Below are 12,581 nucleotides of genomic sequence, written 5' to 3' on the forward strand. Positions count from 1 at the left end.
CGGCGCCTCGTCATTCGTCTCGTTACCAAGCGCCTCTTTTTCTCAAGGACTTCTCATGACCACTCAGAACACTGCTCAACACCCGACTCTGCGTTCGCAACGCTTGAACCAGATCACCCATGAACCTCACACCCAACTCGATGCGCTGGTCAAAGCGCACGCACCGTTTGAAACCCAGGCCAACTTCGCGCGTTTCGTGGTTGCTCAATATTTGTTTCAGTCGGAACTGGTGTCGCTGTACAACGATGCCGAGCTGACGTCCATCGTTGCGGACCTGCCGGCCCGCTGCCGTGCTGAAGCGGCCGAGACTGACCTGGCTGATCTGGACACTGAAGTTCCGGCGCCCGTCGAAGGTGCCGTGAAGAATCCAACCAAAGCTGAGGCCCTGGGCTGGCTCTTCGTGTCTGAAGGCTCGAAACTCGGCGCGGCGTTCCTGATCAAGCGTGCCGTGGGCCTTGGGCTGAGCGAAACCTTCGGCGCTCGCCACCTCGCTGAACCGGCCGGTGGCCGTGCTGAAGGCTGGAAAAGCTTCGTCAAAACCCTCGACGAGGTGGCGTTCAGCGCTCAGGAAGAAGCCGAAGTGGAGAAAGGCGCAATCGATGCGTTCAATCGCTTTACCGTGCTGCTGGAACAGGCTTACGCCTCCACCCCCGAACTCGCCTGACTGAATGCATTTCCCTGTGGGAGCGAGCTTGCTCCCACCGGGGACTTGCCGATTGAGCCCTATGCCTCACCCAGTCTCCTCAAAACTCGCACGAATCCTCTTCGGTCTCCTGGCCTACGTCAGCCTGGGCATCGGCCTGATCGCCATCGTCGTACCTGGCCTGCCGACCACCGAGTTCATCCTGCTGGCTGCTTGGGCCGCGACCAAAAGTTCGCCGCGCCTGAGTGCCTGGCTGGAAAATCACCGGCTGTTCGGGCCGATCCTGTGCAACTGGCGCAACGGCAAAATCATCGCCCGCAGAGCCAAGGTCAGTGCCACCGTCAGTATGCTGCTGTGCGCCGGGTTGATGCTGGTGATGCTCGATCATGGCTGGACGATTTACCTGGCCATCGTCGGCATGAGCCTGGGTAATGTGTGGATCTGGTCACGGCCGGAATCGCTGCCGACAATCTCCTGAATTTCTGTCCTTTTCAGGGAATTTTCCTGCGCAAACGTTCAACTATTACCGTTCGTCGGCTTTGCGTTCATGCAACCTGCGCCCCCGCCGATGTGGATGAAATGGCGCTGAATGGACTTGGCAAACCGGGTCGATCCCGACTCATAGCCAACACCTCATCCATTCGCGAGTTCGTCCTATGTTCGACTCTGTTTCCATCCGCCTGAAAATCGTCCTGCTGTCCGGTCTGTGCCTGCTTGGCGTGGTCGTCTTGATCGTCGGCATGAACATCTACCAGACCGATCAGAACGATGAACTGGTCAGCGCCTCCAGCAGCAAGATGCTCACCGCCAGTGTGCAGAACCTGCTCCAGGCCAAGGCCGCCGAGCAAGCGGTGCAGGTGCAGAAGACCTTTGGCGAAAGCCTGCTGGTGGTGACCGCCCTGGCCGATCAGATCAAGGACTTGCGCACCCTGGCGAGCAAGCGCTCCCTTGAAGCTGGCGCCCTGCGTGAAGAGTTGAACCAGAGCCTGAAAACCGCCTTCGAGCGCAACAGCAAAGTGCTGGGGATCTGGCTGGCGTTCGAACCCAACGGGTTGGACGGCAAGGACAGCGAGTTCGCCAACGATGAAGCTCGCCAGTCCAACGAAACCGGTCGTTTCGCCAGCTACTGGAGCCGTGCCGGCGGTGCCGGGATCAACACGATCATGGTCGAAGACGACATGACCAAAACCACCTTGAGCGTCAGCGGTACACCCTACAACAGCTGGTACACCTGCCCTCGCGACAGCAAGCGTACCTGCCTGCTCGACCCCTATGCCGATACCGTCGGCGGCAAGGAAATGCTGATGACCAGCATTTCCGTACCGCTGTTGGTGGACGGCAAATCCATCGGCGTGGTCGGTGTGGACATTGCCCTCGACGCGCTGCAAGCGGCGACTGTCGACTCCCAACGTGATCTGTTCAACAGCGCCGGGCACATGCTGATCGTCTCCGGCAGCGGCGTACTCGCCGGTTACAGTATCGACGCGAGCAAGGTCGGCAAAAGCATCGGTGACACCCTGGGCGCAGACGGCAAGGACGTCCTGCAACTGCTCAGCGGTGGTACGCCGAAGATCCTCGAACAGGGCGACCTGATTCGCGCGGTGTTCCCGGTCAGTCCGATTGCCGAGTCCAAGGCCTGGGGCGTGGTGATCGACTTGCCGAAGCAAGTGCTGCTGGCCGACTCGGTGAAGTTGCAAGCCGTACTCGATGACGCCCAGCAAAGCGGCACGATCAAAGCGGTGCTGGTGGCTGTCGCGGCCGGCCTGGTCGGTCTGTTGCTGATCTGGCTCACAGCGTCTGGCGTGACTCGGCCGATCAACAGCGTGGCCGAGATGCTCAAGGCGATTGCCAGCGGCGACGGCGACCTGACTCAACGTCTGCACTACAGCAAGAAAGACGAACTGGGCGAACTGGTCAGCTGGTTCAACCGTTTCCTCGACAAGCTGCAACCGACCATCGCGCAGATCAAACTAAGCATCACTGATGCGCGCGGCACGGCCGACCAGTCCTCGGAAATCGCCCGCCAGACCAGCGAAGGCATGCAGGTGCAGTTCCGCGAAATCGACCAGGTGGCCACCGCGTCCAACGAGATGAGCGCCACCGCCCACGACGTCGCCAACAGTGCCTCGAACGCGGCCAACGCGGCTAAAGGCGCGGATCAATCGGCTCGCGATGGCATGTCGATCATCGAGCGCAGCACCCGCGACATCAACCTGCTGGCCGACGAAGTCAGCAAAGCGGTGACCGAAGTCGAAGCGCTGGCGGTCAACAGCGAGCAGATCGGCTCGGTGCTGGAAGTGATCCGCAGCATCGCCGAACAAACCAACCTGCTGGCGCTCAACGCGGCGATTGAAGCAGCCCGTGCCGGCGAGAGCGGTCGCGGGTTTGCGGTGGTCGCCGATGAGGTGCGCAACCTGGCCAAACGCACACAGGATTCGGTGGAAGAAATTCGCATCGTGATCGAACGCATCCAGACCGGCACTCGCGGCGTGGTGGCCACGATGCATTCGAGCCAGACCCAGGCCCACAGCAACGCAGGGCAGATTCAGCAAGCGGTTAAGGCCTTGAGCAAAATCAGCGACGCAGTGACGGTCATCAGCGACATGAACCTGCAAATCGCCAGCGCCGCCGAACAGCAAAGCGCCGTGGCCGAAGAGGTCAACCGCAACGTCTCGGCGATCCGCACCGTCACCGAAACCTTGACCAGGCAGGCCACTGAGTCAGCGCAGATCAGCAGCCAGCTCAACTCTTTGACCACCCATCAGATGAAATTGATGGATCAGTTCAGGGTGTAACCCTCAAAAGATCGCAGCCTTCGGCAGCTCCTACACCGATCCCTGTAGGAGCTGCCGAAGGCTGCGATCTTTTGATCTTTTGATCTATGCTGCCCTCTCTCCCGGAGGGCCTTCGATGACTGATTTACTCACGTCCATTCAAGCCGCACTCGGCTTGCCCCACACTCAGGTCAAGTTCACCTCGAGTGGCGCCCTGCCCTCGGCGTTTGCCGTCACCGACCTGGCGTGCGCCAGCATTGCCGTTGCCGGCCAGGCTGTCAGCGAATGGCTCCAGCAACACACCGGTCGCTTACCCACCCTTGAGGTCGACCGCCGACTGGCCTCTTTCTGGTTCTCCACGTCGATCCGCCCGATAGGCTGGAGCGTCCCGCCGCTCTGGGACCCGGTCGCCGGTGACTACGCCACACAGGATGGCTGGATCCGCCTGCACACCAACGCGCCCCATCACCGCGCCGCTGCCGAAAAAGTGCTCGGCGCCTGTGCCGACCGTGCAGCCATGGCGAGCAAAGTTGCTCAATGGGCCAAACGTGATCTGGAGCAGGCCGTGGTCGATGCCGGTGGCTGCGCCGCCGAGATGCGTAGCTGGGCGCAATGGCAGGCGCATCCCCAAGGTCAGGCCGTGAACGCCGAGCCGCTGATTCAGTTTGCTGACAACAGCAGCCAGCACACGAAAACATGGCATGGCTCGGTGGCCCAACCGCTGGCCGGGATCAAGGTACTGGATTTAACCCGAGTGCTCGCCGGCCCGATTGCCAGCCGCTTTCTCGCAGGCCTTGGCGCCGACGTTTTGCGTATCGACCCACCGACCTGGAACGAACCGGGCGTGGTGCCGGAAGTCACCCTGGGCAAACGCTGCGCGCGCCTGAACCTGCACGGCAAGACTGATCGCGCGGTGTTCGAAAGCCTGCTCAAGGACGCTGACATTCTGCTCCACGGCTACCGCGCCGACGCGCTGGAACGCCTGGGTTACGATTTCGCCGAACGCCAGAAACTGGCGCCCGGCCTGATCGACGTTTGCCTCAATGCTTACGGTTGGAGCGGCCCGTGGCAGAACCGCCGCGGCTTCGACAGCCTGGTGCAGATGAGCAGCGGGATTGCCGAAGCGGGCATGCGATGGAAGAACGCGGATAAGCCGACGCCACTGCCGGTGCAGGCGCTGGATCACGCGACCGGGTATTTGATGGCGGCTGCGGCGATCACGTTGCTGGGGCGTGGCGGGTCGGCCCGGTTGTCGCTGGCGCGGACAGCGAAGTTGTTGATTGAACAGGGCGCTGGTTCACACGAACCGCTACGGGCAGAGGGTGAAAACGATCAGGGCATGTTGGTTGAGCAGACAACCTGGGGACCGGCGCATCGACTGCATGTGCCACTGAAAATCACCGGAACTCCGATGCAGTGGGCACTTCCTGCCGGGGAATTGGGTTCCCATCGCGCACAGTGGTGGTGACTTTTCGGACGCCTTCACGCCCTGAGCCTTTCCGTCAACACGATGTTGCTGTGTCCGGCTCGCTGATCAAAGGTGAGCCGTGCCGTGCTCCCCCTTCAATCCGATGCTGCGCGCATACACCCCTTCGACCACCGTTTCCATTCCAGCGACCGCTGGAAGACTAACGCCCGGGTCAGCATACCGACGGCAGTGATCGCCCAACGATTTAACTAAATAGTCAAACGGTAATAACGTTTATTGATTAATGGTAATTAACGTATCAGGCGCGTCGCAATAGAAGTTCTGCGTGTTGAACCTAATAATTCAATTCTCAACTACACGCAAACAAGAAAATTTGCGAAAACTCAAAAACAAACTAGCTTCAAAACTCCATGCGATAAGCATTATTTCTGTTTGATCTCGGGGGGCTTTTGGATAGGGCTTTCCAGCAGTACCGTTATGTTCGGTAAAAGTTCATAAGTCTTTCAATAATAATGGAATGTGCCTATGCATTGATCCATGTCAGATGAGTGAATAACTAACAGTATTATTCTGTTGTCTCTCTTCTCCTGCATTGGAGTCATGCAATGTCTGAATCCCCCGGAAAACTGAAACTCGGTGCACTTGTTGCGCTGGTGGTCGGCTCAATGATTGGTGGCGGGATCTTCTCTTTGCCGCAGAACATGGCCGCCAGTGCCGACGTCGGCGCGGTGCTGATCGGTTGGGCGATCACCGCCGTAGGCATGCTGACGCTGGCCTTCGTGTTCCAGACCCTGGCCAATCGCAAGCCTGATCTGGACGGCGGGGTCTACGCCTACGCCAAAGCCGGTTTCGGCGACTACATGGGTTTCTCGTCCGCCTGGGGTTACTGGATCAGTGCCTGGCTGGGCAACGTCGGTTACTTCGTTTTGCTCTTCAGCACCCTCGGTTACTTTTTCCCGATTTTTGGCGAGGGCAATACTGTCGCCGCCGTTATTGGCGCTTCGGTGCTGCTCTGGGCCGTGCATTTCCTGGTGCTGCGCGGGATCAAGGAAGCGGCGTTCATCAACCTGGTGACCACCGTCGCCAAGATCGTGCCGCTGGTCCTGTTTGTGCTGATCGCGATTTTCGCCTTCAAGCTGGACATCTTCACCGCTGACATCTGGGGCGTGAAAACCCCGGACCTGGGCAGCGTGATGAACCAGGTGCGCAACATGATGCTGGTCACCGTCTGGGTGTTCATCGGCATCGAAGGCGCGAGCATTTTCTCGGCCCGTGCGGAAAAACGCAGCGACGTCGGTAAAGCCACGGTGATCGGCTTCATCACCGTGCTGCTGTTTCTGGTGCTGGTGAATGTGCTGTCGCTGGGCATCATGACTCAACCGGAACTGGCCAAACTGCAAAACCCTTCGATGGCCGCGGTGCTGGAGCATGTGGTCGGTCATTGGGGCGCGGTGCTGATCAGCGTTGGCCTGATCATCTCGCTGCTCGGCGCGTTGCTGTCGTGGGTGTTGCTGTGCGCAGAGATCATGTTCGCCGCCGCCAAGGACCACACCATGCCGGCCTTCCTGCGCAAAGAAAACGCCAACCATGTGCCGGTCAATGCGCTGTGGCTGACCAACGCAATGGTCCAGCTGTTCCTCATCATCACACTGTTTTCCGCCAGCACTTACCTGTCGCTGATCTACCTCGCCACCTCGATGATTCTGGTGCCATATCTGTGGTCGGCGGCCTACGCGCTGCTGCTGGCGGTGCGCGGCGAGAGCTATGAAAACGCTGCCGCCGAACGCAGCAAGGACCTGTTCATCGGCGCCGTTGCGTTGATTTACGCGGTCTGGCTGATCTATGCCGGTGGCGTCAAATACCTGCTGCTCTCCGCCCTGCTCTATGCCCCCGGCGCGATCCTGTTCGCCAAGGCCAAGCTTGAAGTCAACAAACCGGTTTTCACCAACGTCGAGAAGCTGATTTTCGCCGCAGTCGTCGCAGGTGCCCTGGTGGCGGCCTACGGGCTGTATGACGGCTTTCTGACCCTGTAACACCTGATTGTTTTGTCATCTGGAGGATCACTGTAATGACCACGGAAAAAGTTAAGTACGGCGTACATTCCGAAGCCGGCAAACTGCGCAAAGTCATGGTTTGCTCCCCCGGCCTGGCCCACCAGCGGCTGACCCCGAACAACTGCGATGAACTGCTTTTCGATGATGTGCTGTGGGTTGCCCAGGCCAAGCGTGACCATTTCGACTTCGTCAACAAAATGCGTGAACGCAACATCGACGTGCTGGAAATGCACAACCTGCTGACCGACATCGTCGCGATCCCCGAAGCGCTGGACTGGATTCTGGAACGCAAGGTCACCGCCAATTCGGTCGGCCTTGGCCTGATCAATGAAGTCGGTTCGTGGCTGCGCAGCCTGGAGCCGCGCAAGATTGCCGAGTTCCTGATTGGCGGCGTCTCTGCCGATGACCTGCCGGACAGCTTCGGCGGCAAGACCATCCAGATGTTCCGCGACTTCCTCGGCCACTCCAGCTTCATTCTGCCGCCGCTGCCCAACACCCAGTTCACCCGCGACACCACCTCTTGGATCTACGGTGGCGTGACGCTGAACCCGATGTACTGGCCGGCGCGCCGCCAGGAAACCTTGCTGGCCAGCGCCATTTACAAATTCCATCCGCAGTTCACCAACGCCGACTTTGAAATCTGGTACGGCGACCCGGATCAGGAACACGGCAGCGCCACCCTCGAAGGCGGCGACGTGATGCCAATCGGTAATGGCGTGGTGTTGATCGGTATGGGCGAACGCTCGTCCCGTCAGGCCATCGGCCAACTGGCGCTGAACCTTTTCAAGAACAAAGCCGTGGAAAAAATTATCGTCGCCGGCCTGCCGAAGTCCCGCGCGGCGATGCACCTGGACACCGTGTTCAGCTTCTGCGACCGCGACCTGGTCACCATCTTCCCCGAAGTGGTGAACCAGATCGTCGCCTTCACCCTGCGCCCTGACGAAGGCAAACCGGGCGGCATCGACATCCGCCGCGAGGAAACCAACCTCCTCGACACCGTGGCCCAGGCACTCAACCTCAAAGCCTTGCGCGTGGTGGAAACCGGCGGCAACAGCTTTGCCGCCGAACGCGAGCAGTGGGACGACGGCAACAACGTGGTCGCCTTGGAGCCCGGCGTGGTGATCGGTTATGACCGCAACACCTACACCAACACCCTGCTGCGCAAGGCCGGCGTGGAAGTCATCACCATCAGCGCCGGTGAACTGGGACGCGGGCGTGGCGGCGGCCACTGCATGACCTGCCCGATCATTCGCGACCCTATCGACTATTAATTCTGGTGCCCGGCTTCACGCTTACAACGCGTGAAGCAGGCGGATAACCGAAACTTAAGGAGATCCACATCATGGCTTTCAACATGCGTAACCGCAGCCTGCTCTCGCTGATGCACCACACCACTCGCGAGCTGAATTACCTGCTGGACCTGTCCCGCGACCTCAAGCGCGCCAAATACACCGGCACCGAGCGTCCGCACCTGCAAGGCAAAAATATCGCGCTGATTTTCGAAAAGACCTCGACCCGCACCCGTTGCGCGTTCGAAGTGGCGGCTCATGACCAGGGCGCCCATGTCACCTATATCGACCCGGTGTCGTCGCAGATCGGCCACAAGGAAAGCATGAAAGACACCGCCCGCGTGCTCGGGCGGATGTTCGACGCCATCGAGTACCGTGGCTTCGAACAGGAGATCGTCGAAGAGCTGGCCAAGTTCGCCGGCGTGCCGGTGTTCAACGGCCTGACCGCTGAATTCCACCCTACGCAAATGATCGCCGACGTGCTGACCATGCGCGAACACAGCGACAAACCGCTGCATGACATCAGCTACGCCTACCTCGGCGACGCCCGCTACAACATGGGCAACTCGCTGCTGATGATTGGCGCCAAACTGGGCATGGATGTGCGCATCGCCGCACCGAAAGCGTTGTGGCCGCATCAGGATTTCATTGATCAGTGCAAGGGCTTCGCCGAAGAAAGCGGCGCACGTATCACCATCACTGAAGACCCGAAAGAAGCGGTCAAGGGCGTGGACTTCATCCACACCGATATCTGGGTGTCGATGGGTGAACCAGTGGAAGCGTGGGACGAGCGCATCGAGCAACTGCTGCCGTACCAGGTCAACGCGAAAATGATGAAAGCCTCGGGCAACCCGCGGGTGAAGTTCATGCACTGCCTGCCGGCGTTCCACAACAGCGAAACCAAGGTCGGCAAGGACATCGCCGCGCGGTATCCGCACCTGGCCAATGGCGTCGAAGTGACTGAAGAAGTCTTCGAATCGCCGGCCAACATCGCCTTCGAGCAAGCGGAAAACCGCATGCACACCATCAAGGCGATCCTGGTGTCGGCGTTGGCGGATATCTAAAGGCTCACCCGGCGTCCCCCTGTAGGAGCCGGCTTGCTGGCTCCTACAAGGGGACGCCCCGGGGCATCCGCAATTTCTCTGTTTAGAAGGACTGCATTATGCGTATCGTCGTTGCTCTGGGCGGTAACGCCCTGCTCCGCCGTGGTGAACCGATGACCGCGGACAACCAGCGGGCCAACATCCGGATCGCCACAGAACAGATCGCCAAAATTTATGCCGGCAATGAACTGGTGATCGCCCACGGTAATGGCCCTCAGGTTGGCCTGCTGTCGCTGCAAGCGGCGGCCTACACTTCAGTTCCGCCTTACCCGCTGGACGTGCTCGGTGCCGAAACTGAAGGCATGATCGGCTACATCATCGAACAGGAACTGGGCAATCTGCTGGACTTCGAAGTGCCCTTCGCCACACTCCTGACCCAGGTCGAAGTCGACGCCAACGACCCGGCGTTCCAGAACCCCACCAAACCCATCGGCCCGGTCTACGCCAAGGCCGAAGCGGAAAAACTTGCCGCCGAAAAAGGCTGGGCGATTGCCCCGGACGGTGACAAATTCCGCCGCGTAGTGGCCAGCCCGAGACCGAAACGCATCTTCGAAATCCGCCCGATCAAGTGGCTGCTGGAAAAAGGCAGCATCGTGATTTGCGCCGGCGGTGGCGGCATCCCGACGGTGTATGGCGCCCACGGCAAGCTGCAAGGCGTGGAAGCGGTGATAGACAAAGACCTGTGCTCGGCGCTGCTGGCCGAACAGCTCGAGAGCGATCTGCTGGTGATTGCCACCGACGTCAGCGCGGCCTTCATCGACTTCGGCAAACCGACCCAGAAAGCCATCGCCCAGGCTCACCCGGACGATATGGAAAAACTCGGCTTCGCCGCCGGCTCCATGGGGCCGAAGGTTCAAGCCGCCTGCGAGTTCGCGCGCCACACTGGAAAAGTCGCGGTGATCGGTTCACTCTCGGACATCGAAGCGATCGTCCAGGGCAAGGCCGGCACGCGGATCAGCACGGCGACGCCTGGCATAACTTATTTATAAGGAGAGACGTCAATGGCAACGTTCGAGCCCGGTCACTTGCACATCGAGCGCCACGCGCTGAACAAGGATGATGTCAGCTACGACCTGTGTATCGACTATGAAGTGACTCAGGATCCCAAAGAAGGCAAAGGGATGCTGTTCACGATGCATGGCAGCATCGAGGGTAGTGATTTGAAGGAGTCATTCTTCCTGCCCAAGGATCAGGCCTACAACTTCGCCAGCAACGTGACGAAAATCGCCGAGAAGTACGGCCTTCCCAAGGTGCACAGCAACATCGGTTCCGTGCACAAATACTACGATGCGATGTTCGAAGACGTACGGGTGCAACTGGACATGAAATCCGGCGATCCGGTCAAACCCGAACACCTGGAATAACTCACTCCCCTCTGTAGGAGCCGGCTTGCTGGCGCCTACAGGTGGTGTTTCCATCACTCGATTTCACCAACCACCCTGCTCCAAGGCATACTTGCCACCCTCCGCACGTCAGATTGAAAACCGCCCCATGCGTATCCACGTCAGCTTCATCGACCGCGTCGGCATTACCCAGGAAGTCCTGGCCTTGCTCGGTGGGCGCAATCTCAATCTGGATGCGGTGGAAATGGTCCCGCCCAACGTCTACATCGACGCGCCAACCCTCAGTCCGGATGTCCTTGAAGAGCTGCGCGACGCCCTGCTCAGCGTGCGCGGCGTGCAGGCAATGACGGTGGTCGACATCCTGCCCGGTCAGCGCCGGCACTTGCAGCTCGATGCGCTGCTGGCGGCCATGACCGACCCGGTGCTGGCCCTGGACAGCGCCGGCAAAGTACTGCTGGCGAACCCGGCATTGATTGCCTTGTACGGTCGCGAACCGGCCGGTGAAAGCGTTGCCGATCTGTTTGCCGACCCGGCACTGCTCGAAGCCCTGCTGGAAAACGGCTTCCGCCTGCCGCTGCGGGAAGTCACCGTCAACGGCCAGACGTTGCTGCTGGATGCCACGCCGATTACCGACGCCGGCGCCCTGCTGACCCTGTATCAACCGAACCGTATCGGCGAACGCCTCTCGGCGCTGCACCACGACCATGCCGAAGGTTTTGATGCGCTGCTCGGTGAGTCTCCGTCGATTCGGACCCTCAAGGCCCGCGCCCAGCGCGTAGCGGCCCTCGATGCGCCGTTGCTGATTCGGGGCGAAACTGGCACCGGCAAAGAACTGGTTGCGCGTGCCTGCCACGCCATCAGCGCTCGGCACAGTTCGCCCTTTTTGGCGCTGAACTGCGCGGCATTGCCGGAGAACCTCGCAGAAAGCGAACTGTTCGGCTACGCCCCCGGCGCCTTCACCGGCGCACAACGGGGCGGCAAACCGGGGCTGATGGAACTGGCCAACCAGGGCACGGTGTTTCTCGATGAAATCGGCGAGATGTCGCCGTACTTGCAGGCAAAATTACTGCGCTTCTTGAACGACGGCAGCTTCCGCCGGGTGGGCGGGGATCGTGAGGTGAAGGTCAATGTGCGGATCCTCAGCGCCACGCACCGCGATCTGGAAAAAATGGTCAGCGAAGGTTCGTTCCGCGAAGATTTGTTCTATCGCCTCAATGTCCTGAACGTCGAAGTCCCGCCCCTGCGCGAACGCGGCCAGGACATCCTGCTGCTCGCCCGCTACTTCATGCAGCAGGCCTGCGCGCAGATCCAGCGCCCAACCTGTCGCCTGGCGCCGGGCACCTATCCGGCACTGCTGGGCAATCGCTGGCCGGGTAACGTACGGCAATTGCAGAACGTGATCTTCCGTGCCGCGGCCATTTGCGAAAGCAGCCTGGTCGATATCGGCGACCTCGATATCGCGGGCACCTCGGTGGCGCGCCAGAGCGACAGCGACGTCGACAGCCTCGAACAGGCGATGGAAGCGTTCGAGAAAACCCTGCTGGAAAAACTCTACGTCAGCTACCCCTCGACCCGCCAACTGGCCAGCCGCCTGCAAACCTCCCACACCGCGATTGCCCATAGATTGCGCAAGTACGGCATACCCAATAAGCCCTGAAGCCTTACTCGGTCAAATTGTAGGAGCTGCCGAAGGCTCGGGCCGCGTTCGGACGATCTTTTGACTTTGATTTTGTGGTGCCTGGGACAAGATCGCAGCCTTCGGCAGCTCCTACGGGTCGGATTCCAATTCAAGAGTTTCCAACCTGTTTAAAAGCGACCTCCATCTGTACTGAAAGCGCTACAGTGGAACGATATCGCTACAGTCTCTCCTGATCACCGCCGTGCAAGGCTTTGATCCACTTAGGCTTTTTTCTTTGCTTCCAGCTGTAGCGATTTCGCTACAGTCA

10 protein-coding genes and 1 pseudogene are annotated in these 12,581 nt (G+C 59.9%); all 11 read left to right on the plus strand.

All coding sequences use genetic code 11. The features are described 5' to 3' along the window. Positions 1 to 55 precede the first annotated feature (55 nt). The 11 genes and pseudogenes from ACYZTX_RS23965 (at position 56) to ACYZTX_RS24015 (ending at position 12,292) form a co-directional block, all read left to right on the plus strand. Complete coding sequence (locus ACYZTX_RS23965; RefSeq protein ID WP_462036123.1) at positions 56 to 664, plus strand: biliverdin-producing heme oxygenase; 609 nt, start codon at positions 56 to 58, stop codon at positions 662 to 664. Positions 665 to 725: 61 nt separating this feature from the next. Next, positions 726 to 1,121, plus strand: a complete 396-nt coding sequence (locus tag ACYZTX_RS23970; RefSeq protein ID WP_462036124.1) for a YbaN family protein — start codon at positions 726 to 728, stop codon at positions 1,119 to 1,121. A gap of 319 nt (positions 1,122 to 1,440) precedes the next feature. Further along, positions 1,441 to 2,580 (plus strand): annotated as a pseudogene (locus tag ACYZTX_RS23975) (methyl-accepting chemotaxis protein); the annotation flags it as partial. A 102-nt stretch (positions 2,581 to 2,682) separates the two neighbouring features. Then, positions 2,683 to 3,438 carry a methyl-accepting chemotaxis protein gene (locus tag ACYZTX_RS23980; protein ID WP_462037103.1) on the plus strand — a complete coding sequence of 252 codons (756 nt, stop codon included), beginning with the start codon at positions 2,683 to 2,685 and terminating at the stop codon, positions 3,436 to 3,438. Positions 3,439 to 3,553: 115 nt separating this feature from the next. Next, the gene (locus tag ACYZTX_RS23985) at positions 3,554 to 4,885 is read left to right on the plus strand and encodes a CoA transferase (RefSeq protein WP_462036125.1); all 1,332 of its coding nucleotides are present in this window, start codon (positions 3,554 to 3,556) and stop codon (positions 4,883 to 4,885) included. Positions 4,886 to 5,451: 566 nt separating this feature from the next. After that, positions 5,452 to 6,879 (plus strand): arginine-ornithine antiporter, encoded by a 1,428-nt coding sequence (gene arcD, locus ACYZTX_RS23990; RefSeq protein ID WP_462036126.1) that lies wholly within the window; start codon positions 5,452 to 5,454, stop codon positions 6,877 to 6,879. A gap of 35 nt (positions 6,880 to 6,914) precedes the next feature. Next, positions 6,915 to 8,171: an arginine deiminase gene (gene arcA / locus ACYZTX_RS23995; RefSeq protein ID WP_347803469.1), complete on the plus strand. Its 1,257-nt coding sequence runs from the start codon at positions 6,915 to 6,917 to the stop codon at positions 8,169 to 8,171. A 71-nt stretch (positions 8,172 to 8,242) separates the two neighbouring features. Further along, positions 8,243 to 9,253 (plus strand): ornithine carbamoyltransferase, encoded by a 1,011-nt coding sequence (locus ACYZTX_RS24000; protein ID WP_347803470.1) that lies wholly within the window; start codon positions 8,243 to 8,245, stop codon positions 9,251 to 9,253. Positions 9,254 to 9,351: 98 nt separating this feature from the next. Next, positions 9,352 to 10,281 (plus strand): carbamate kinase, encoded by a 930-nt coding sequence (gene arcC, locus ACYZTX_RS24005; protein ID WP_462036127.1) that lies wholly within the window; start codon positions 9,352 to 9,354, stop codon positions 10,279 to 10,281. Positions 10,282 to 10,293: 12 nt separating this feature from the next. After that, complete coding sequence (locus ACYZTX_RS24010; RefSeq protein WP_347803472.1) at positions 10,294 to 10,656, plus strand: DUF5064 family protein; 363 nt, start codon at positions 10,294 to 10,296, stop codon at positions 10,654 to 10,656. A 127-nt stretch (positions 10,657 to 10,783) separates the two neighbouring features. Beyond that, positions 10,784 to 12,292 (plus strand): sigma-54-dependent transcriptional regulator, encoded by a 1,509-nt coding sequence (locus ACYZTX_RS24015; protein ID WP_462036128.1) that lies wholly within the window; start codon positions 10,784 to 10,786, stop codon positions 12,290 to 12,292. Positions 12,293 to 12,581 lie beyond the last annotated feature (289 nt).

This window comes from Pseudomonas sp. MDT1-17 (assembly GCF_054898105.1).